The 20086-nt window shown below is 42.4% G+C and carries 26 protein-coding genes and 1 pseudogene; 22 read left to right on the top strand and 5 right to left on the bottom strand.

From position 1 onward, the window contains the following. Positions 1 to 256 (top strand): hypothetical protein (locus MJ761_RS10650; RefSeq protein ID WP_239450467.1); only part of this gene is annotated, 256 nt, incomplete at its 5' end. A gap of 460 nt (positions 257 to 716) precedes the next feature. Here MJ761_RS10650 and MJ761_RS10645 read toward each other — a convergent pair. The 5 genes and pseudogenes from MJ761_RS10645 to MJ761_RS10625 form a co-directional block, all read right to left on the bottom strand. After that, the gene (locus MJ761_RS10645) at positions 717 to 1835 is read right to left on the bottom strand and encodes a zeta toxin family protein (protein ID WP_093092495.1); all 1119 of its coding nucleotides are present in this window, start codon (positions 1833 to 1835) and stop codon (positions 717 to 719) included. 11 nt (positions 1836 to 1846) lie between these two features. Beyond that, on the bottom strand, positions 1847 to 2140 hold the full coding sequence (locus tag MJ761_RS10640) for a hypothetical protein (protein ID WP_093092497.1): 294 nt from the start codon (positions 2138 to 2140) through the stop codon (positions 1847 to 1849). A 19-nt stretch (positions 2141 to 2159) separates the two neighbouring features. Further along, entirely contained in the window at positions 2160 to 2483 is a 324-nt protein-coding gene (locus MJ761_RS10635) for a hypothetical protein (protein ID WP_093092499.1), read from the bottom strand. Continuing rightward, positions 2467 to 2649 carry a hypothetical protein gene (locus tag MJ761_RS10630; RefSeq protein WP_093092501.1) on the bottom strand — a complete coding sequence of 61 codons (183 nt, stop codon included), beginning with the start codon at positions 2647 to 2649 and terminating at the stop codon, positions 2467 to 2469. Before MJ761_RS10630 ends, MJ761_RS10635 begins: the two co-directional genes overlap by 17 nt. Positions 2650 to 2747: 98 nt before the next feature. Continuing rightward, positions 2748 to 3811 (bottom strand): annotated as a pseudogene (locus MJ761_RS10625) (IS3 family transposase). A gap of 414 nt (positions 3812 to 4225) precedes the next feature. Here MJ761_RS10625 and MJ761_RS10615 point away from each other — a divergent pair. The 21 genes from MJ761_RS10615 to MJ761_RS11065 form a co-directional block, all read left to right on the top strand. Continuing rightward, the gene (locus MJ761_RS10615) at positions 4226 to 4663 is read left to right on the top strand and encodes a hypothetical protein (protein ID WP_093092507.1); all 438 of its coding nucleotides are present in this window, start codon (positions 4226 to 4228) and stop codon (positions 4661 to 4663) included. Between the two features lie 36 nt (positions 4664 to 4699). Next, positions 4700 to 4837, top strand: a complete 138-nt coding sequence (locus tag MJ761_RS10610) for a hypothetical protein (protein ID WP_176715078.1) — start codon at positions 4700 to 4702, stop codon at positions 4835 to 4837. Continuing rightward, on the top strand, positions 4838 to 4996 hold the full coding sequence (locus tag MJ761_RS10605; protein ID WP_093092509.1) for an H-NS family nucleoid-associated regulatory protein: 159 nt from the start codon (positions 4838 to 4840) through the stop codon (positions 4994 to 4996). Between the two features lie 210 nt (positions 4997 to 5206). Continuing rightward, on the top strand, positions 5207 to 5389 hold the full coding sequence (locus tag MJ761_RS10600; protein ID WP_093092511.1) for a hypothetical protein: 183 nt from the start codon (positions 5207 to 5209) through the stop codon (positions 5387 to 5389). A 3-nt stretch (positions 5390 to 5392) separates the two neighbouring features. Further along, positions 5393 to 5746, top strand: a complete 354-nt coding sequence (locus tag MJ761_RS10595; RefSeq protein WP_093092513.1) for a TrbM/KikA/MpfK family conjugal transfer protein — start codon at positions 5393 to 5395, stop codon at positions 5744 to 5746. Further along, positions 5730 to 6038 carry a TrbM/KikA/MpfK family conjugal transfer protein gene (locus MJ761_RS10590; RefSeq protein ID WP_093092515.1) on the top strand — a complete coding sequence of 103 codons (309 nt, stop codon included), beginning with the start codon at positions 5730 to 5732 and terminating at the stop codon, positions 6036 to 6038. Before MJ761_RS10595 ends, MJ761_RS10590 begins: the two co-directional genes overlap by 17 nt. Positions 6039 to 6046: 8 nt before the next feature. Then, the gene (locus MJ761_RS10585) at positions 6047 to 6667 is read left to right on the top strand and encodes a lytic transglycosylase domain-containing protein (RefSeq protein ID WP_093092517.1); all 621 of its coding nucleotides are present in this window, start codon (positions 6047 to 6049) and stop codon (positions 6665 to 6667) included. An 11-nt stretch (positions 6668 to 6678) separates the two neighbouring features. Further along, entirely contained in the window at positions 6679 to 6957 is a 279-nt protein-coding gene (locus MJ761_RS10580) for a TrbC/VirB2 family protein (RefSeq protein ID WP_093092519.1), read from the top strand. A gap of 21 nt (positions 6958 to 6978) precedes the next feature. After that, a complete protein-coding gene (locus tag MJ761_RS10575) occupies positions 6979 to 7299 on the top strand; it encodes a VirB3 family type IV secretion system protein (protein ID WP_093092521.1) in 321 nt (106 codons plus the stop codon). After that, a complete protein-coding gene (locus tag MJ761_RS10570) occupies positions 7296 to 9818 on the top strand; it encodes a VirB4 family type IV secretion/conjugal transfer ATPase (RefSeq protein ID WP_093092523.1) in 2523 nt (840 codons plus the stop codon). The genes MJ761_RS10575 and MJ761_RS10570 overlap by 4 nt, the downstream gene beginning before the upstream one ends. Positions 9819 to 9838: 20 nt before the next feature. Beyond that, positions 9839 to 10540, top strand: coding sequence for a P-type DNA transfer protein VirB5 (virB5, locus tag MJ761_RS10565; RefSeq protein ID WP_093092525.1), 702 nt, complete (start codon positions 9839 to 9841; stop codon positions 10538 to 10540). An 11-nt stretch (positions 10541 to 10551) separates the two neighbouring features. After that, positions 10552 to 10794, top strand: coding sequence for an EexN family lipoprotein (locus MJ761_RS10560; RefSeq protein ID WP_141683429.1), 243 nt, complete (start codon positions 10552 to 10554; stop codon positions 10792 to 10794). An 11-nt stretch (positions 10795 to 10805) separates the two neighbouring features. Next, positions 10806 to 11819: a TrbL/VirB6 family protein gene (locus MJ761_RS10555; protein WP_093092529.1), complete on the top strand. Its 1014-nt coding sequence runs from the start codon at positions 10806 to 10808 to the stop codon at positions 11817 to 11819. A gap of 267 nt (positions 11820 to 12086) precedes the next feature. Then, the gene (locus MJ761_RS10550) at positions 12087 to 12782 is read left to right on the top strand and encodes a VirB8 family type IV secretion system protein (RefSeq protein ID WP_176715079.1); all 696 of its coding nucleotides are present in this window, start codon (positions 12087 to 12089) and stop codon (positions 12780 to 12782) included. Between the two features lie 4 nt (positions 12783 to 12786). Then, positions 12787 to 13599, top strand: coding sequence for a P-type conjugative transfer protein VirB9 (gene virB9 / locus MJ761_RS10545; protein ID WP_093092533.1), 813 nt, complete (start codon positions 12787 to 12789; stop codon positions 13597 to 13599). After that, positions 13599 to 14909: a type IV secretion system protein VirB10 gene (virB10, locus tag MJ761_RS10540; RefSeq protein ID WP_093092535.1), complete on the top strand. Its 1311-nt coding sequence runs from the start codon at positions 13599 to 13601 to the stop codon at positions 14907 to 14909. Before virB9 ends, virB10 begins: the two co-directional genes overlap by 1 nt. Next, positions 14906 to 15955 (top strand): P-type DNA transfer ATPase VirB11, encoded by a 1050-nt coding sequence (virB11, locus tag MJ761_RS10535; protein ID WP_093092537.1) that lies wholly within the window; start codon positions 14906 to 14908, stop codon positions 15953 to 15955. Before virB10 ends, virB11 begins: the two co-directional genes overlap by 4 nt. A 55-nt stretch (positions 15956 to 16010) precedes the next feature. Continuing rightward, the gene (locus tag MJ761_RS10530) at positions 16011 to 17906 is read left to right on the top strand and encodes a type IV secretory system conjugative DNA transfer family protein (RefSeq protein ID WP_141683430.1); all 1896 of its coding nucleotides are present in this window, start codon (positions 16011 to 16013) and stop codon (positions 17904 to 17906) included. Between the two features lie 10 nt (positions 17907 to 17916). Beyond that, positions 17917 to 19116, top strand: coding sequence for an LPD7 domain-containing protein (locus MJ761_RS10525; RefSeq protein ID WP_093092541.1), 1200 nt, complete (start codon positions 17917 to 17919; stop codon positions 19114 to 19116). A 14-nt stretch (positions 19117 to 19130) separates the two neighbouring features. After that, the gene (locus MJ761_RS10520) at positions 19131 to 19295 is read left to right on the top strand and encodes a hypothetical protein (RefSeq protein ID WP_176715080.1); all 165 of its coding nucleotides are present in this window, start codon (positions 19131 to 19133) and stop codon (positions 19293 to 19295) included. A 619-nt stretch (positions 19296 to 19914) separates the two neighbouring features. Beyond that, positions 19915 to 20086 (top strand): transposase (locus tag MJ761_RS11065; protein WP_420853898.1); only part of this gene is annotated, 172 nt, incomplete at its 3' end.

Raw genomic sequence — 20086 nt, 5'->3', positions numbered from 1 at the left:
TATATATAAACATTTGCCCACATCACCTATTTCTATAGTGCAAATACTGGGAGGCAATAAATACTTCACAGTTTTATATAATAAAAAGGGAGAAGAATTGTGGAGGGTATCTTACTTTGACTATATTGGTGAGGAATCACTGGTTGATATGATGGCTTTTCCTGATGAAACAAATAATGTCTTTATCTGCCCAACAAATCATGGATTGGATGGGCATGATTTTTCCAAAACCATACGCAATCATAAATTACAGTAAATCATTTTATATAGGTGGTTTATGAAAAAGATATTGCTAAAGCTCATTATTTTATCTTCGTCTTGTCTGGCTATTACATGGTTACTGCTGTTTTGCTCAAAAGAATAACAACAAGCATTTGTGGCTTATGCTCATTGGTACAATTATCAATGGTTACATTCATCGTTAGGCTATTTGCCTGCGGTAGAATTTAACAAACAGTTACTCCTTAATTTTGTTGTTTGAAGAGGTGTTGCCATTCCAGGAATAATAAAAATTCTGAAAGCACCGACTGGAAAGGGTTCCAGCGGTTTTTTAAGCCCTAAATAAATTAAATAAGAGAAACCCGAGAAATCGCAGCACGATTAGCGATCGAAAATCTGCGGATTTTCTTATGATTTTTTTCTGATACAAAACTATGGCGACAACGCTTAGTTGTTGCGTGGTGGGCATTAATGACGGCGATTCGATACCTAGATAATTAGCGTGTTTTATCTTTTGTTTCCGTACGATTAATTTTGATTTTTGGTGTTTGTATTTCTTGCTGTATCGCCTGTTTTTTTTTGTCTAGTAATTTATCACCGATTGTTTTTGTTTCAATCTTGATTTTCATTTCAGCCATATTGTAAACCTTTCCGATCAGCTTTAATTTTACTTGGTCGGGTAGGGGCTTATTTAATATATTGGTTTCTATATTTTTCATTAAATTTGCTTTGTATTCTGGATCAATTGCTAAATTTCTGGCGACATTGGGATTCTTAAATTCGTTTTCATGGTGTGTTTGCATGACTTTGGCGGCAAAAATTTCAGCGGCTGGGGCATTACGCTTTTCCATTGCTGACAGAACATATTGCCAATCTTTTTGGTGCTGTTTAATTTGTTTTTCATTAAAAGGCTTGGCGCGATGTTCCAGTAAAGAGGTGACCGGATTTTTATTTAGTTGCCATGCACCGTTGACAAAATGGTCGGTAAAAATAGGATTTTGGTCGCGATCTACGATTTTTAGTTCGCTGACCAATTTTTTTTCGTAAAGTTCGTTGATCGTATCGGTAATTTTCCGATACTGTTTATCGTGCTGCGCCTGCGGCACAAAGCGGGCAGTTTTTGGGTCGCGTTCATAGGCTTCCTCGAAGCGTTTCAACACGCTTAGCCATGAGGTTTTTTCCGGTACACTGACCACCACTGCGGTAATGTTGTAATTTTCTTTTTGGAATATAGCCGCTTTTTCGAGAACAGTTTCGGGGCTGCCGAAAGTGGTTTCGACGACGGCGCTAATTTTGTTTTTAGCCACATAGCGAGATACATCGGTTGCCCACAGACTGGCATCGGCGTGCGTTAGTTGCGCCGCTGTTAACGGGTTTTCTTTGGTTAGTTGTTTATGGTTTGGATGAAATTCTCGATAAGCGTCGACATCAATAACCAAGAAATTGTTTTTGGCGTATTCATTGCTTACTGTTGATTTGCCTGATCCGGCCTGCCCGCCGAGTAAAATTACTTCAGGGTTATTTGAAGATTTAACAAATCTCAGATATTCATTTTTGATTTCATTCTCGAAAATTCTGTCATGCTTATCTTTGGGAAGAATAAATTTATTAGCCATAAAATAAATAGTCAATCATCTTCTGAAAATACTACATCGGGAAATACTTCATTAAATTTCGGGTGAAAATTACCAGCCGCAATGGCTTTGAGTTCGTCTATATCTGCTGTACTTGGGGGGATAATTCCAACTTCATATAAATCTTGTAGAGCCTTTATATAGAGAGGATAAGCAGCATCATAAGCGGCTTGGTCGCCTGTTTCTTTAATTGAGCTGAAGTAGTGGCAAAACTTGATTTTTTCTCGTTTAACCGCCTGTTTTGCAGCGTCAATCCAAGGGTAAATGCTGGGATCTGGTGTTTTCATGATGTTTCCTTATTCATCGTTATAAATCAAGTGCGCCGAAATGAACAGCGGCCATAAAGAAAAAAGTCAAAATTACCATACCAATAGTGGTGGGCATACTAAAGTAGGCATGGCCTAAAAGGTAACTACCCACACACCAAGCAATAATCAGCAACCACGCGATGATATGCTTCACGTAAGGCATTAAGAACGCGAATTGGATGCCAATAAAAAACAGTACCGCAATCAAAAAGCTGCTGGACATTGCCCAAACTATTAGGCTGATAGCCACAAACTCGAGAAATACAACACTGTAGGCTTGAGTATTGAATTCATAATTTAATAAATCATTTTGTAAGCTCATTTTTTGTCTCCCTGTTGTCTAAACTGGTTTTAATAAGCTGTCTTATGTAATCAGCCATACTGATTTTATGATAAAAGCAATATTCGTCGAGTTGTTCTCGCAGTGTTAGCGGCAAATCAATAGTGGTTCGCTTCATGCCGCAGGCGGGGGTGTTGGTTTTCTTCATTAAAGTAATATCCTTATCTTTTAGTAAGATTATACCGTAAATAATGCAATAAATATTGCATTATTTATATATTCAGTGTCTGCTGTAACCACCAACTTTTAAGTATACTCAATCGGCGTCATATTATTTAGTGCTTCATGAGGCCTTTCGGTGTTATAAATGGTTAGCCATTCTTCGGTTACCTTTCTTGCCTGTTCCAGATTATTAAAAAGATATAAATCCAGTACCTCTGTACGGTACGAATGGTTAAATCGTTCAATAAAGCCATTTTGATATGGGTTGCCGGAGTTGATGTACTCTATAGTTATACCATGTGATTTTGCCCAATTAGTAAACGTGTTTCCGGTGAATTCCGATCCATTATCTACTCGTATTTTTAGTGGATAACCATGATATTCGGCCAGTTTATCCAGATAACGGGTAATCCTGCCAGCCGGCAAACTGACTGCAATATCAATGCCTAGCGCCTCACGATTAAAGTCATCTATCACATTGAAAGTTCTAAAGCGTCGTTGATTGAGACTGCTGTCACTCATAAAATCCATTGACCAGCATTCACCTTGTTTATTGGGTACTGATAGCCTTTCCGGGCTTCGTGGAGGAATGCGTTGTTTACGCTTTACCCTCAGATTAAGCTTCAATTCACAATACACCCTATACACACGTTTATGATTCCATTTATAGCCGAGCTTTCTGATGCGATTAAAACACTTGGGAAAGCCCCAGCGTAGATGTTTATCGGTAACAGCACTTAGTACTGACATAATCACTGAATCATCCGGTAACTTGGGCTGATAATAGTAAGCACAGCGGCTTAAGCCAACAATAGCGCAGCTCATGGTAATAGTAACAGAATGATTTTCTTGTAACTCCAAAGCCCATGCTTTACGTGCCTTGGTAGGCACTATAGCTTTTTTATGATTTCCTCCTGAAGCTGAGATTTTAAACTGAGCTCAGCAAACATCTGCTTAAGCTTGCGGTTTTCGGCCTCAAGCTCCTTTAAACGTTTGATATCGGAGGTTTCCATACCACCGTATTTGTCGCGCCATTTATAGAAAGTTGAATTCCCCATGCCATATTTACGGCAAAGTTCTTTGACAGGAATACCGGCTTCAGCTTCTTTCAATATAGATACAATCTGATGTTCAGTCATCTTTTTCATGTTTAAACCCTCTGTGGGTTGATGAAGAGAATTTTCTACTTCGGGGCTGTACTATTTTAGGGGATAGTTACAGAGGTGTGGCGACGCCACACTGCAAGCCCGACTGGCGTGCCAGACACGCGCTTAGATTTGGATTGCACAATCCAAAACAATACATTGAAGAATCAATCATGGCTTCAACACCAAAAAATAGAATTTGAAGCAGTAAATTAGATAAAAAAGGGAAAGCCCGCCGAAGCGGGCTTTTTACTGTTTATAACAGACTGGTTAACCTAATAAAGAAAGAGAAGAGAAAAAATTACTACTTAAGGAAAATGATTGCTAAAGGTGTTATATTAATTGCAAAAACACTAAAACGAAATATAATAAACACTTGTAAAAGAAAGTATTTTGATTTAACAAAATAAAAAAGTTATGAAATCACAAATAATAGTACCCATTTTGTTACTAGCAAGCGTTGCCCACGGTGCTGGTCACTTGATACTTGACGGTCATACCGATTACAGCAGCAAGTTGGTTTTTGAGGCGCAGGCAGCGGCAAAAAAAACAAAGCCGGTAACCATCAACACCGGTGAGCCAGTAGGGAACGGGGTGGCTATCCCTTTAGTGGGCGACGGTAGTCGGAGGCCTGCGTCGCCCTCGCCGGCTATAGTGCAGCCTAAACCCTTAACCAAAGCGCAGAAAGTGCAAAATGAAATAAACCAAGAAATTATCGCCATGAATAAACAAATATGGCAGTACAATCAATTTCGCAGCGCGGGCAACATCACGGGCGCGCGAAAATTATTACCCGTTATTGCCGATTATCAGGCGAGCATCAAAGCCATGAAGCAAGAGAAAGCAAGCTATTGAAGAAATGAAAAAACGCCCGAAGGAATATGGATTACTATGGACGATTTAGATAACGACATCTTGGCTATTGTTGGAAAAGAATTAGATGCCGACAATAGACGTAATAAAACTCGCAAAATAAAAACCATTGTGTATCTTTTGTTGTCCAACAAAATACCATTTCAGGATATTTAGATGGAATACAACAACCAAACCCGCCAAAATTTTAAGTACAAAAACCCGAAAACCGGCGAAACATGGGTCGGTAAAGGGCGAAAGCCATTATGGGTGCTGGATTGGGAAAAAGCAGGGTGTCCGCAGGACAAAATGATTGAGAATCCAACGAAAAAATAAAGTTAGAATTCTGTAATCTCCAATCTCAATGATTAGTGGGGTTGCAGAATTTTTTTTGGCATTTTTACCGCAGTTATTTTGAAAAGATAATTGCAAAAATACTAAAACGCAATATAATATAAACAAAAATTTACAGGTATGATACAAAATTTAAGGAATATGGGCACGTTTATCGTTCATTTGTAAAAGTATGAGGGCAAATGGTGGCGAATGCAGATCGAGAACGCCGTCACTCAGGAAACACAAGATGTCCTGACGTTTCTGCGTAAAAAGAAGCAATGGTTCAGTTTGGAGAAAGCGATTGAATATGCCAATAGCTATTTTTACAACATGAGCTGTTTAACTATTCACTTTCCCAGTGGCGTGATTTTTTATTGTCAACATGAGGAGTAAATCATGAAATTGTGGCAGGCTGTCCCCGTCTCACTGATGCTCATTTTGGGCGTCAATGCCGTTCAGGCAGCAAATAACAGCAGCAACAAAAACTCGAATCAGGATTCAAATAATGGCGTACTGACAGGCGATACTCGCCTGTCTTGTGAGGCCATTTTGTGTTTGAGTACGGGCACTCGCCCAAACGAATGTGCGCTTTCATTGAAGCGTTATTTTTCCATTAACGCTAAGCATATGAGCGACACTATTCGTAAGCGTAAAAATTTCTTAAAACTGTGTCCGTCAAGCAATGAGCAGGGTATGCCCAGTCTGGTTGATGCTCTCGCCAACGGAGCAGGGTATGCCCAGTCTGGTTGATGCTCTCGCCAACGGAGCAGGGCGTTGTGATGCGGCAGAATTAAACCGTCTTGGCAAACGGACTTATAAAGTGAAAGTATGTATTCCTGTTAAAGACGACAAGAATAAATTTTTCCCTCATCATCAGAAGCCGAAACAAGAATGTAAGACCGTTACCAAAACCTATATTGCGAACACCAAGCCTTCTTATTGTTCCGCTTACTTTAACCACGGCTGGACGGATAACGCTAACAGCGTGCGTTATATCGGCGTGGAAAAAGAAAACGGTAAGTGGGTAAATGTTCAGCAGTAGGGCACGCAATGGCTGTGATTGATTTAGACACAACAATCCAACAATGTGCCGGTGGTTTACCGCCGGCTATTGTGCGGGCGATTGTTAGTACCGAATCTGGGTTTAATCCCTACGCCATCGGCGTTGTTCATGGGCGGCTGGTTCGTCAGCCGAATAACCTTGCCGAAGCTGTGGCCACAGCCGTGATGTTGCATCAGCGCGGTTACAATTTCAGTCTAGGCTTAGGTCAAGTCAACAAATACAACCTTAAAGCACACGGTTTGAATTATCAAACTGTGTTTAATCCCTGCAATAACATCAGAGCTGCTTCACGCATTCTTATGTCTTGTTACCAAGGTGCATTAAAACGCTTTGGTAATAAGGATCAAGCCCTGTCAGCGGCATTTAGTTGTTATTACAGTGGCAATTTTAAAACCGGTTTCCGTCCGGATTTTAAAGGCCAGCTTTCTTATGTCCAAAAAGTCACCAATAATTTACAGAAAGGAAATTATTACCAACAAAGAAAACCAACACAACAGTCACAACCACAAACGCAAAGGGTAAAAGCCAGAATGAATTTAGCCACGATGCCGGTTGTGCAAAAAGAAGCGACATCTATTCAAACAACGGAGTCTAAACTTTTATTTTGAGGTATGTTTGTATGAAAAAATCCAGTAAAGTGTTTATCGCTTTAGCATTAGTTATGTGTGCTCAAGCCGCTTTGGCGGCCGGAGGTGGAGGCTTAGGCAATGCAGAAATGTTTTTCAATAACGTGGCAACTCTGTTGAAAAGCCTTGGTTTGGTCATTTTGACTATTGCGATTATCGTCGCCGGTTATAAAGTAATGTGGGGTGGTTCTACCGTCCGTGAAGTCGCGCCGATTGTGCTCGGCGGCGTGCTAATTGGTTCGGCTTCTTACATTGCCGGTTTGTTAGTTTAAGCATAAGAAAAGGATCAAAAGATGGAAGAATCGCAAGAGCCATTAGACCGTGAAATTGTTTTTAAGGGGTGTACCCGTCCAGCAATGATTATGGGTGTGCCGATTGTGCCGTTTGTTGTTGGCGTAGGCGGTTCTTTCCTCTTTTGTTTTATTGTACTTAGTCCTCCTTGGGTGTTGTTGTCTGTTCCTGTTTGGTGGGCAATGCGCATGATGGCGAAGGAAGACGATCAGCGATTTCGGTTGATCTGGATTGAATGGATTACCATAAAATTTAATCCGAATAAGCGAATTTGGGGGGTAGCTAGTTTTCAGCCAGTGGTTTATCGGGAGAAAAAGAAATGAGTGTATTAGACCAAATTACTCCCACGAGTTTTGATCGTTTTCTAAAACGGGAGAAAAACTTGCCTAAATTTATTCCGTATACAGGTGTATACGAGAATTGTACGTTGACTAAAAATAGCGAATTGTGCATGACATGGCACATTAATGGTCGCTATTTTGAGACGTCTGATAATGATGACATGAATATCCGCAATGAACAGTTAAATACCTTCATGCGGAATATGACCAGTGCCCATACTGCAATTTATGTGCATAGGGCACGCTTACGTGCCCATGAGAAATTTGAAGCCGACTTCAACAGTAAATTTGGCAATGATTTTGCCCATCGTTATTACGATGTAATCGGTAATGACGATTTGATGCGTACTGACCTGTATATTACTCTGGTGTACCGAATTTATGCCACTGTGCCGGAAAAGGCCACCATGCGGGCGGCAAAGCGCAATTTTGATGCCATTCGTAATGATTTGGCCGTAGCCTATGAAACGATGCTGGAATATGCGGATAAAGTCGAATCATCATTGCGCCGTTATGAGCCGCGCTTACTCAAAACCTATGTTGAAGATGGTGTTGAATACAACGAACAGTTGTCATTTTTTAACTTTTTGCTGACGTTTCAGTGGCAAAAAGTACGCTTGCCGGTTTGCGGCAAGATACCCGTTATGCTTGATCATTATCTGGGAAATTGTAGTGTAAAAGTCGTTGATAAAATGATTGAAATTGAAACGCCACAACAAAAGCGTTTCGCTCAAAATATCGAATTAAAGGACTACAATAGTTTTACTGAAGTCGGTATGTTAGATGAGTTATTGTCTCCAGAAGATGGTGTGATTTTTGAGTTCGTTGAGTGTCAGTCGTTTGCGTTCATGGCAAAACATGACGCCAAAAAATACTTGATCACTCAAAAGAACCGGCTGCGCGGCTCAGAAGACGGTGCAGTCGAACAAATGGAAGCATTGGACGTGGCCGTTAATGATTTGATTGACGGGCGTTTCAGTGTTGGTGAGTATTCATACTCATTAATCGTTTTAGGCAATACCGTCAAACAAGCCCGCGACCACACCCAAGTGGCCAGCGCTATTTTGCAAAACTGCGGCTTTCTGCCGTTTGTGAGCCGCGGGACGGTATTTGGCGCATGGATTAGCCAATTACCGGCCAATTTTAAATACCGGCCACGCATTAGTCACCTTACGTCAAAAAACTTTGTCCAGCTTGCTCCGCTGAATAATTTTCCGCGGGGTAAACAGTTTGGCAATCCGTGGGGCAAAGCGGTGATACCGCTGCTGACCCCGTGGAATCAAATTGTGTACTTCAATTTTCATGATTCACCGGCGCACACTAATAACTACGATGATAAGTTGCTGGGCAACACAATGGTGATTGGGAAGTCAGGTTCAGGCAAAACCGTTATTTTGACTGCGTTTTTGTCTTTTCTTCAGCAATACAGGCTTGATCAGAACGGCAATGAAGTGCCGTTTAATGCCGTTTATTTTGACAAAGACCGCGGTGCGGAAATTGCCATACGCGCCCAAGGTGGCGGGTATCTAGCAGTCAGCAGTGGTGAGCCGTCCGGCTTTAATCCATTTCAAATGGAGAACACACCTGAAAATCAGGTTTTTTTACAAAACCTGATTGTGCAATTGTTAAAGCAGGCGAATACCGATGCCAAGGTGACGACAACCGATATCATCAAAATTGAACAGGCAATTAAAGCTGTCATGAATATGCCTAAGGAAAAACGCCGCCTTTCTATTGTGCTGCAAAACATTACCAAGGGTTCTGACGCGGAAGAAAAAGAAAACAGCCTACACAACCGGCTAAAACAATGGGTAGGAAACGGCATTTACTCATGGGTATTTGATAAAAACCACAAAGATTTGCTGGATTTTCGGCAATATCCAGTATTCGGTATCGACGGCACGGCGTTTCTCGACGATCCGCAGGCGAGAACGCCAATCGCGATGTATTTGCTGCACCGGTTGAATGATGTTATCGACGGCCGCCGTTTTGTGTATTTTATGGACGAATTCTGGAAATGGTTGGAAGATCCCATTTTTTCTAATTTCTGTAAGGACAAACAATTAACCATTCGTAAACAAAACGGCTTTGGTGTGTTTGCTACTCAACAGCCGGATATTGTGACCAGCAATCCCAACGCTTCGGCGTTAGTTGGCCAATTGGCTACCATGATATTTTTGCCGAATCCGTCGGCAAAATATGAACATTACAAGGGTTTTGGTATTTCACAGAACGAATTTACCGTTATAAAACAATTGAATGAAGATTCACGCATGTTTGTTGTTAAGCAAACTGGTTATGATACCAACGGTAATATTCGTTCTTTTATAGCTTCATTCGATTTGAGTGCGCCTTGTTTTAAAGATGATTTGCGTATTTTATCGGGATCGACTGATAACTTACCCGTTCTGTATCGGGCAATGGAAGAATGCGGGGAAGATCCAGAAAAGTGGGTGCCCCGTTATTTGGAGCTCAAGCACTTAGGCTTGAAAATTAACTAACTGGAAAGAAAGGTATTACCATGAAATTGAAAAAGACCCTCTCTGCTGTTGTTGTTTCGGCTATTTTGTGCGCCGGTGCACCGTTGGCTAACGCTACTGGTATTCCGGTATTTGATGGGGCGGCGGCGGCCAATATGGTGCAACAACTGATTCAAATGCAGGAACAGGTTAGCAACCAAATGAAGCAATTGCAGCAATTAAAAGACCAATATTCAGCCGTTACCGGTTCACGCAATTTGGGTACGATAATGAACAACCCCATGTTGAAAAAATATTTGCCGAATGATTGGCAAAAAGTTTATTCCAACATGAAAAACGGTAAGGGAGGCATGAGTTCATCTGCTCGGGTACTGGCCGAAGCCGATGGTTTATTTGAACCCTGTAAAAAGATTTCTTTTGTGGCACAAAAGAATGCATGCGAAAACCAAATGGGACAGATTGCCCAGAACAAGAGTAATTTGATGAAAGCCCTTGATGCCACTGAATCACGGTTAAATCAAGTTGAACAGTTGATGGCACAGATCAATAAAACCAAAGACCCTAAAGCTATTGCAGAATTACAAGCCCGTATTAGTGCCGAAAACGCGCAAATTCAGAATATGGCCACTCATATGCAGATTTACGACCGTATTGCAGCACAACAAGAAAAAATTGCCAATCAGCAATTTCGGCATGCTATGGGTCAGCGTATTAAGGATGATAGAAATAAAAGCTATTATTAATTGAGGAGGCAATGATGAAACTGATTTTAAATATTTGTGTCAGCTTATTCTTGTTATGTGCTTGTGGAGATGAAAATGCGCATAAGACCGCAGATTGGTATAAACAACACCGCGATGTTTTGAAAACCGATTTGAAGAAGTGTAAAGGTATTTCATACAAGAATAGGGAAAATTGGTGCGAGGCTGCTGTGCAAGCTAATCGGGAGTTAATGGGAGAACGTATTAAAGCTGATCGAAACAAGAGTTACTATTAAGGAATATTCATATGGCATTGTTTGAGGAGATGGGTAAGGTCTTTCAGGAATCATCTACTCATATGATTGGTTCTGCTGTATCCAATATCATCAGTGCGATTACACCGGCGGTAACGACCGGTGTAATCATCTATTTTTTGATGACCGGATACATGGTGCTGGCGGGACGAATCAGTGAACCGATTGGTGATGTGTGCATTAAGGCCTTTAAAATTGCGCTGGTTGCTGCCTTGTGTCTCAGCACTGGCGGCATCATGGATTATGTAGTCGGCGGTATTAATGGTGTTGAATCTATGTTTATGCGCGCGATCTCTGGTGGAATGGATACCAATATCTATACCGCATTAGATAACAGTATGGGGCATGGGATTGATGTTGCTGTTGAGGCTGCCTCAGCAGCAGATGACCTTGATATTTGGTCTATAGGGACAATTCTTGCATTTTATATTACTGCTATTGTTATGGGGATAGCAACGGTGTTAATGGTAGTGTTAGGCGGAGCTTTAGTGATGCTGTCTAAGATTGCTTTAGCGGTAATTTTGGGTTTATCGCCTTTTTTTATTGTTGGTTGGATGTTTCCGATGACGGCAAAATGGGCGGATGCGTGGCTCAATCAAGCCTTGAACTATGCCCTTTTATCGAGCATAGTTCTTTTTATTTTGACCATTGGCATTACTTTTTTTGATCATGAAGCAACAACTCTTGCGAGGATGGTTTCAACTGGCAATTCCTTTCCTGTTAAGGTGTTATTACACGTGGTTGTTATTTCACTTGTAGTTTTGCATGTGTTGAAACAAGCCCCTGAAATTGCCGCCGGACTGGCCGGTGGTGCGGCCAGTGCGGGTGCATCGTTGGTGGGTATGGGAAGAGGTGTTAGTGCTACGGTGAAAGGTGCTTCCAATGCCTATTATGGGACTAAGGCCAAGGCTAAAGAAGGCTACACCTCGGTCAAGTCGGGAGGTCGTAAGATTGCGGCAGCAGTTAGTCGTGTATTGAATAGGTCTAATTCAATGCACAAAAGCTGATTTAAGATAAAAAAAGCCGTTAGTTTTTATTTACTAGCGGCTTTTTATGCTTATTATATTGTAAAAATGTGTTTTTGCAATTTTTAAAAGGGTCAATTATGAGAGTATCAATCGCTATTTTAGCGACCTTTGCACTGTGTTCATGTGGATTGAACAAGCCGCCGATGGTCAGTGGTAATCACCGTGTACCGGTCAATAAGACCGGCGTGCAGCCAGAGCAGCGGCCGATTAATGTGTTTCAAACAACCCAAACCAAGCGAGGGAAAAATGAGTAACCAGAAAAAAACGCCAACCGTACTGGATTGGGAATCGGCGCGAATTGACCAAGTTGAAAAATCAGAGCGCAGGGCATGGAAAATCGCCGGTGCATTTGGTGTGTGTTTTGGTTTATCAGTAGTGGCTATCGTATTAATGATGCCGTTAAAGCAAACCCTACCCTATGTTATTCGTGTGAATGATACCACTGGTGAGATTAACGCGATGACAGCGGTTAAGGGCAAAAATGTGACGTTTGATGAAATACAGGATAAATACTGGGCAGCCAGTTATGTACGCGCCCGAGAAACATACGACTGGCATACCATTGAAAATGATTACACGTTGACGCGTGAATTAAGCGAAACGCCTGTATTTAACTCTTTTGCCGATTTGTATAAAGGCAATAATGCCCCGACCAAAGTATATTCGAATAAAAGACGCATTAATGTGAAAATCTCGTCTATCACATTAAGCGGTGGCGACAATAAAGTCGCCACTATTCGATTGTCTAAGAGTTTGATAGATGACAGCAGCAATGCAGTATTAAGTAAAAGTAACTGGATAGCCACTGTTGCGTACCAATATGATCCCAAATACATCGCCAGCGAAAAATCACGAATGTTGAATCCGTTTGGGTTCAGGGTAGTAAGCTATCGTATCGACCCTGAAGTCAACAATATTAACATGACACCGGCGGGGAATTAAGATAATGAAAAATTGGCTATTATTGACCGCCCTGTCGGCTGTATTGGTTTCTCCCGCTTGGGCTTTGGACTACCCTGCTCACTCTGCACGCGATGCCCGCATTCAATACGTTAATTATGCTTCAAATGATGTGTTTCTGGTGCGCGGTGCAGTGGGCGTGGCCACTCAAATAATTTTTGAACCGGACGAACAAATATTAGAGATGGCCTCCGGTTTTTCCGAAGGCTGGGAACTGGTCGATAAGCGTAACAATATCTACATTAAGCCGAAAATCGAAAAGGCCAACACCAATTTGGTAGTCACCACCAATAAACGGGTTTATGCCTTTGATTTAAAGGTGGTGAGTACTAAAAATCATCCGACTTATCGATTGGCTTTCCATTACCCCGATACTATTCGCGCGAATAAAGACAAGGAAGTCGAAAAACAATTAGTAGAAAGCAGCTTTAAAAACGCCACTTCGTCATTCAAAGATGCCACCAACACCAATTACACAATGGAGGCCAATCAATACGCTGAGGAGATTACCCCAATTGAGGCGTTTGATGATGGTCGTTTTACTTACATTAAATTTGAAAAAAATAGCGACATGCCTGTGATTTATAAGGTAGGTGCGGACAAGCAGGAAACCATCGTCAATACGCATATTCAGAATGGTTATCTAATTGTTCATGGCATTTATAAGGTTTTGGCGATTCGTGCAGGCAAAGCTGTTGTTGGACTGTATAACGAATCGTATAGCGGTGGTGGTGCGGATATTACCGGTACTGGCACGGTTTCTCCTGACGTTCAACGTGAAATAAAGGACGATGAATAATGGCATTCTGGCGTAAAAAAGCTGAAAGCAACGAATTAAGTAGTAATGATGAAAAGCTATCGAAAGAAGAGCAATTAAAACCTTTTGATGATGAACAACTGGGCGATGATGAGGAAATTGACCATTCCTTGCAAGCATCGGCGGCCAGCGATTCACGCAAAAAAGGTATTTTCCTCATCATGGCTTTTGTGGTGATTGTGTTATTCGGTGGAATATTAGTGCGTTCGGTGGTTTCGCATAAAGATAACACTGAAGCTGACGAGGCAGCAGCCGATGCTCAGATTGAAAAAGCACCAGTCCCGACAGTGACCAGTGACGCGAGCGATGATCTGCCGAATTTGCAGGCATCAGATGTGGGCGAAATGAGTGCCTTCGGCATTGATGGACAAGCGATTGATTTAAGCCAACAGCCTAATGATTTGAATATGTCGTCCAATATTCCGCAGCAACCGATGGTTTCGGCCGAATTGGCAGAAAGACCGCCAACCTTGCATGAAAGAAAATTATCGTCTCCATTGATGGTGGGCAGCAACGGCGGTGGTAATGCCGGCGGCGTAGCGGAACAACGCGACGGTAATGGCAATAGTACTGAAGTAGCTGACGTCGAGCCTGTTGCTCAAAGTGGCGGTAACAGTAACGGAGCTTTAGGCGGTTTATTAAAACCGACAGCAACCATGGGAAACGTAGCGGGAACACTGGGAAATCGCAATTTGATCATGGTAAAGGGTACGTTCATACCCTGCTACCTTAAAACACGTCTGGACACTCAAATCGTGGGCATGACAAGCTGCGTTATCCCGCGCGATATTTACAGTGCCAATGGTAAGGTAATTTTGCTGGAAAAAGGCTCAGAGGTTACGGGTGAATTTCAGCAATCGGCAGCCATGGGAATGAACAGAATTTTTGTATTATGGACACGCATTACCACGCCGAACGGGGTAGTAATTAGTGTCGATTCTCCGGCCACCGATACCCTCGGTGGCTCAGGCATTAATGGCAGAGTTAAGAACCACTGGTTTAAGCGGTTTGGCAATGCTTTGCTGTTTAGTATGATTCAAGACGGCATGGGAGCCGGCTTTAATCGACTGGCCAGAAACGGTAAAGATAACAACAGTGGCAATGTTGTGTATTCCAATACAAAAGACAGCAGCGATGAAATCGTGAAGGAAATTTTAAAATCGACCAGCAACATACCGCCAACCATTTATAAAAATCAGGGTGAACCGGTGGGTATTTATCTAGCTCGCGATTTGAATTTCAGTACCGTTTATCGCTTGCGTAGTAAATACATTGGAGGACGTTATAAATGACAATAAATCAACAGGATCTTGAGGAAAACGAACGCGCGACCAGTGTTCTACACTGGTTAGAACCGTTAAAAAAATACCTAAATGAAGACGAATCGATTACCGAAATTGTCGTTAATCGGCCGCAAGAGATTTGGTATGAACGAGACGGCGTCTGGCACAAAGATGATGCCCCAGAATTAACATTTGATCATTGTCTATCTTTGGGGATAGCGGTAGCTTTCTATGCGGAAAATGATTTTAATGCAGATAAAGCACCGATTTTATCGGCCGTGTTACCAGGTAACGAGCGCAGTCAGTTTGTGATGCCGCCCGCCTGCGAAGAAGGCACGATTTCCATCACGATCCGTAAGCCATCAAAACGTGTTTTCAAAATGGAGGATTACGTTAACAACGGCTTCTTCGATCGGGTTTTACCGGTAACAAACGATATTTCCGAATCAGACCAAGAATTACTGGACATGCTGGGACAAAAGGATTACCAGCAATTCTTGGTTGAAGCAGTGAAACGGGAAAAAAATATTGTGGTGGCCGGTGCAACCGGCTCAGGTAAAACTACGTTCATGAAAACCCTTAATGAGGAGATTCCGGCCACAGACCGGATCATCACTATTGAGGACGTGCCAGAGCTGTTTTTGCTCCGCCACCCTAATCATGTGCATTTGTTTTACCCAAGCAACGCAAATGAAAAGTCCCCTGTGACGCCCGCGGCTTTGTTAAAAAGCTGTTTGCGTATGAAGCCTGACAGAATTCTGTTAGCTGAGTTACGCGGTGCGGAAGCATGGGATTATATCCAGATTTGCGCATCAGGCCACGGCGGCAGCATCACTTCTCTGCACGCGGGGAGTGTGGCAGAAGTCTTTGAGCGGTTGATGGGTATGTACCTAAGCAATCCTAAAGGACAAGGCATGGCGTCAGATGTCATCATGCGTACCCTGCGCATGACGATTGATGTGGTTGTTCATATGGACAACCATAAGGGCATAGGACGCGGCATTACTCAGATTTATTTTGACCCGCGCCGGAAAATAGAGGCAACCGCATTATGATATATCAATATTGCCGATCAGCATCTCGGTGGCCGAACAAATAGGAGGCCTAACTGTGGCAAATAAAAAAGATAACAGCAGTAAAGTTTGGATTTTGGCCAGTTTAGCCATCCTAGCAATGATGGTGCTGATTGTGGCCGGTTTGTGGATCGCATCAGCACTTTTTTTAGCGACACATGGTGTCAGCTATACCAAAGCTACGCCATTGATGATTGTTAAATACTGGCACAAATATGGCGAAGTGGCCGCTATGAATAAGTCATTAAAACTGTGTACGATCGCAGGTGCGCTGGTAGTGATACTACCGCCGGTAGGATTGTTTTTACTGACCAATAAAAAACAATCTTTGCACGGCGACGCTGCTTTTGCTAAAACGCCGGAAATCAAAAAAGCGGGCTTATTTGATGTGGAAAAAAACGCGATTTTGGTCGGTAAACGACAAAATCGCCTTTTGTACTACGGCGGTAATGAATTTGCTGCTCTGGCTGCGCCTACGCGCACAGGAAAAGGCGTGGGAGTAATTATCCCGAATTGTCTTAACTATAACGACAGCATGATCGTATTAGATGTTAAGGGTGAAAACTTTAAAATTACCTCCGGTTATCGTACCAGAGTACTAAAACAGAAGGTGTTTAAGTTTTCCCCGTTCACCAGCAATACCCATCGCTGGAATCCGCTTAGCTACATTAGTAAAAAACCCGCAGAACGCATATCAGATGTGATTCAACTGTCTTATATGTTTTACCCCGACAAAAAAGAGGGTGACAACTTTTTCCCCGCTATGGCGCGGGATTTGTTTGTCGCCTGCGTTTTGTATTTGATGGACACCCCTACCCTACCCCTGACCATCGGCTACGTTAGGCGCATGGCCAGTGGCTTTGGTAAACCCCTCAAAGATTATGTGGAAGAAATTATCAATAAAAGGGATAAATCATTACCGTTTCTGTGCTCTGATTGTGTGGAAAAATTCAGTCAGGTAGTTAATCAATCAGACAATACCCTGAGTGGCATTATCGGCTCATTTACAGAACCACTGGGACTCTGGACATCGGCTTATGTGGACATGGCCACATCAGACGATGATTTCGATTTTCGCGATTTGCGGAAGCAACGCATGACTGTTTATTTCCATTTGCCCGCGAATCGTATAGACGAGGCACGAGTACTGATTAATCTGTTTTATTCACAGGCTCTCAGTAAGAATCTGGATACCTTGCCAGAAGATGACAAGAGCCTGAAATACCAGCTTTTGCTTATGATGGACGAATTCACCGCCGCGGGCGCGATTACCGAAGTAAAAAAATCCGTTTCATATATTGCCGGTTTCAATATTCGGTTATTGATGATTTATCAAAACCGCTCACAGCTTGAGGACGCATACGGCAAAAACGGTATGAGAACGCTGTTAGGTAATACGCGCCTCACTATTATCTATACGCCGGTTTCAGACCCCATCAGTGACAGTCAGGAGTACTCGGAAATGATGGGCTACAAAACGATCAAAGGGCGGTCAATCAGTCGCGGCGGTGGTCGTGAAGGTCAATCGGTAAGCATCAGCGACCAAAAAAGGGCGTTGATGTTGCCGCAGGAATTGCGCGCCATGCCCGATGAGGACGAAATTATCCTCATGCGTGGCATCAATCCGATTAGGGCCCAAAAAATTATTTACTGGAAAGACCCTATTTTTACCAAGCGACTACTAAAAAGCATTCGCGTGCCCCATTTAAACGTCAGTGAATTTATGGCGGCACGTGAAGGTATAGTCACTCACTTAACCGAAAAAGACATCAGCGCGGGCAAATTTAATCCAGAAATGCTGGTGGATATTGAGGAAGTGTACGACATGATAGACGACAGCATGACTGAAGAAGAGATTAAGGCTGTGGTGGACAGTTATTTTGCAGCCAAAACCGATCTTGATCTTAACGTAATCGCTAACATAACTTCATAAGGACTGCAACATGTATTCATCAGATGAATTGAGTGCGGCACTAAAGCATATTGATTATGACGAAAAAGATGTTCAAAAAAATGATCGCATTGCGAGTGGTCTTAAGCATGAACTTGGTGCGATGAAAGGTTTTTCTGTATGGGCTGATTGGGCAAAACCGACTAACAGAACCAAAGCCCGAGCAGCGTTTCGTAAAATAGAACCTAAAGATAATGCACAACAGATTATAGACGAGGCCAAGGCTAAAAACGCCGGCCAAAAAAATGTAGGTGATAACGAAAAGCAGCAACTGGCACGTTATCAGCGTGAAGTACTCGACCCAATGAATCGAGGCGAAATACCCGATGTGCAACTTGATCCGGACAACCCAGACGACCAAGAATTTGTTGCGTACATAAAAAAAGAACGGTTGCCAATACCACCGGCCGCTAACGAGATAGCCGTTGATAGTAAAGCACCGGAAAAAGTCAACTTGGCAAACGATCCTGAATATCAGGCACAGAAGAATACAACAGTCGCAGCCGCTGTTAAGGATTCCGATTCCGAAGAGCAAGTGCGCAAGGGAGAAGAGCCAGACAGTGCGAGAGAACGGGCAGACAAAGACTTAGAACTGCGCACTGACCCTGAATTGACCAAACAAATGGCGTCGATGGAATCAGAACTGAACCGAGAGCAAGCCAGCCGGTTTGTTGTGCCGCAAAACGTTTCCATGCAATATGTGAAAGCCGAAGATAAAAACGTGTTTTTTGACAAAGAAACACGTCAAGTCGCTATTGATGCGTCCAACCCTAAAGTTATGAGAACACACAATAAAGACGCAAACACCATTCATAACATGGTGGAAATGGCGAAGGCAAATAATTGGAACAGCATTAAATTAAAAGGCACGGAAGAGTTCAGACGTGAGGCATGGTTTCGCGCTTCGATGGCTGGTTTAAAGGTAAAGGGTTATTCGCCAACTCGTGAAGAAAAGCAGTTTGTGAAAGGCAAACTGGCTGAGCAGAAAACAGCCGAAGTCGGTAACTCGATCGAAAAGAGCCGCAATATTGCGGCCAGTTACTTTAAAGAAAAAATTGCTACGCTGAAGGCATATAAAGTCGAACACAAAAAAACCGATCAGATGGCCACTAAACAGACTCCAACTAAACCAGTGCAGCAGCCAAAAATCGAGGTGGTCAAATCCGAACCAACTAAGGAAATCACTAAATAGGAGTCTTCATATATATGGCAACTAAAAAGCAAAAAGAACAGGCAAACGCATTGATTAAATCCGGTGCGAAAAAGTTAGTAGCTGAGGGAATTAACCCGAAGCTATCTACTGTTCAGCGTACTAAAACTGCACCAAAAATTGAGATTAAGAAAGAAAAAATATTTACCAAAACAAAATAACAGTTTAACCAAACGCCCTGCTTGGGCGTTTTTTCGATCAGCGCACCGGTCTGCTGCCGGCGTGCCTATCCCGAACAAACGGCGGTTTGTTCGGGATAATTTATTTTTCTTTTGTGTCTGTCCATTGTTTTTTGTTTTCGCGTTTAATAGTGATCCGTTGTTGCCGTTCAAGGTCTTTTTGCATACTGTTGGCCTTAGCTAGCTCTGCCTAGGCTTTGTCGTAATACTGTTGCTGCTTTGTGGTTTCGTTTTTTTTATGTTTCTAATGTACTGGGCAAGTTGTTTGGCCAGTTTTTTATCTTCTGGATCACTGCTTTGGTTGAGTTCGTTAATGATATTCTTGTAAATATGTACCACAGCATACCGTGCGCGACAGGCTTTTTTCATCGCCGGTGTATCCTGCACATAGCTAGTCTTTCAATGTTACCTAGTCAAATTTGGCGTGTCTAGTACGTCAAATTTCACCTTTTTACAGATTGTTCAATCCAATTAGTGAATTGAACACTACAAACCACAAATAAAGGTTGTAAAAAGGTTGTAATATAGCTTTTGGATAGGCTACACTGATTCATACAACTTTTTTAGGGGGTAAGGTAAACTTAACTCTAAAAAGGAAAAAATGATGAATCAACAAAAACGCGTAAGACGCTCTTTCAGTGCTGATTTCAAAGCACAAACGATTAAACTTTATCAGCAAGGAAAATCGCGCAGTGAATTGGTCAAGCAATACGATTTGACACCTTCCGCTTTAGACCGCTGGATAAGTCAATCTAGTAAAAGCGGTTCTTTTA

This window comes from Snodgrassella communis (assembly GCF_914768045.1).
Taxonomy (GTDB): Bacteria; Pseudomonadota; Gammaproteobacteria; order Burkholderiales; family Neisseriaceae; genus Snodgrassella; species Snodgrassella communis.
This window is presented reverse-complemented; position numbering and strand designations above follow the sequence as displayed.

Bases quoted from the DNA above. Each gene is read 5' to 3' on its own strand.
- MJ761_RS10645 (WP_093092495.1), bottom strand. From the start codon at position 1,835: ATGGCTAATAAATTTATTCTTCCCAAAGATAAGCATGACAGAATTTTC.
- MJ761_RS10640 (WP_093092497.1), bottom strand. From the start codon at position 2,140: ATGAAAACACCAGATCCCAGCATTTACCCTTGGATTGACGCTGCAAAA.
- MJ761_RS10635 (WP_093092499.1), bottom strand. From the start codon at position 2,483: ATGAGCTTACAAAATGATTTATTAAATTATGAATTCAATACTCAAGCC.
- MJ761_RS10630 (WP_093092501.1), bottom strand. From the start codon at position 2,649: ATGAAGAAAACCAACACCCCCGCCTGCGGCATGAAGCGAACCACTATT.
- MJ761_RS10615 (WP_093092507.1), top strand. From the start codon at position 4,226: ATGAAATCACAAATAATAGTACCCATTTTGTTACTAGCAAGCGTTGCC.
- MJ761_RS10610 (WP_176715078.1), top strand. From the start codon at position 4,700: ATGGACGATTTAGATAACGACATCTTGGCTATTGTTGGAAAAGAATTA.
- MJ761_RS10605 (WP_093092509.1), top strand. From the start codon at position 4,838: ATGGAATACAACAACCAAACCCGCCAAAATTTTAAGTACAAAAACCCG.
- MJ761_RS10600 (WP_093092511.1), top strand. From the start codon at position 5,207: ATGCAGATCGAGAACGCCGTCACTCAGGAAACACAAGATGTCCTGACG.
- MJ761_RS10595 (WP_093092513.1), top strand. From the start codon at position 5,393: ATGAAATTGTGGCAGGCTGTCCCCGTCTCACTGATGCTCATTTTGGGC.
- MJ761_RS10590 (WP_093092515.1), top strand. From the start codon at position 5,730: ATGCCCAGTCTGGTTGATGCTCTCGCCAACGGAGCAGGGCGTTGTGAT.
- MJ761_RS10585 (WP_093092517.1), top strand. From the start codon at position 6,047: ATGGCTGTGATTGATTTAGACACAACAATCCAACAATGTGCCGGTGGT.
- MJ761_RS10580 (WP_093092519.1), top strand. From the start codon at position 6,679: ATGAAAAAATCCAGTAAAGTGTTTATCGCTTTAGCATTAGTTATGTGT.
- MJ761_RS10575 (WP_093092521.1), top strand. From the start codon at position 6,979: ATGGAAGAATCGCAAGAGCCATTAGACCGTGAAATTGTTTTTAAGGGG.
- MJ761_RS10570 (WP_093092523.1), top strand. From the start codon at position 7,296: ATGAGTGTATTAGACCAAATTACTCCCACGAGTTTTGATCGTTTTCTA.
- virB5 (WP_093092525.1), top strand. From the start codon at position 9,839: ATGAAATTGAAAAAGACCCTCTCTGCTGTTGTTGTTTCGGCTATTTTG.
- MJ761_RS10560 (WP_141683429.1), top strand. From the start codon at position 10,552: ATGATGAAACTGATTTTAAATATTTGTGTCAGCTTATTCTTGTTATGT.
- MJ761_RS10555 (WP_093092529.1), top strand. From the start codon at position 10,806: ATGGCATTGTTTGAGGAGATGGGTAAGGTCTTTCAGGAATCATCTACT.
- MJ761_RS10550 (WP_176715079.1), top strand. From the start codon at position 12,087: ATGAGTAACCAGAAAAAAACGCCAACCGTACTGGATTGGGAATCGGCG.
- virB9 (WP_093092533.1), top strand. From the start codon at position 12,787: ATGAAAAATTGGCTATTATTGACCGCCCTGTCGGCTGTATTGGTTTCT.
- virB10 (WP_093092535.1), top strand. From the start codon at position 13,599: ATGGCATTCTGGCGTAAAAAAGCTGAAAGCAACGAATTAAGTAGTAAT.
- virB11 (WP_093092537.1), top strand. From the start codon at position 14,906: ATGACAATAAATCAACAGGATCTTGAGGAAAACGAACGCGCGACCAGT.
- MJ761_RS10525 (WP_093092541.1), top strand. From the start codon at position 17,917: ATGTATTCATCAGATGAATTGAGTGCGGCACTAAAGCATATTGATTAT.
- MJ761_RS10520 (WP_176715080.1), top strand. From the start codon at position 19,131: ATGGCAACTAAAAAGCAAAAAGAACAGGCAAACGCATTGATTAAATCC.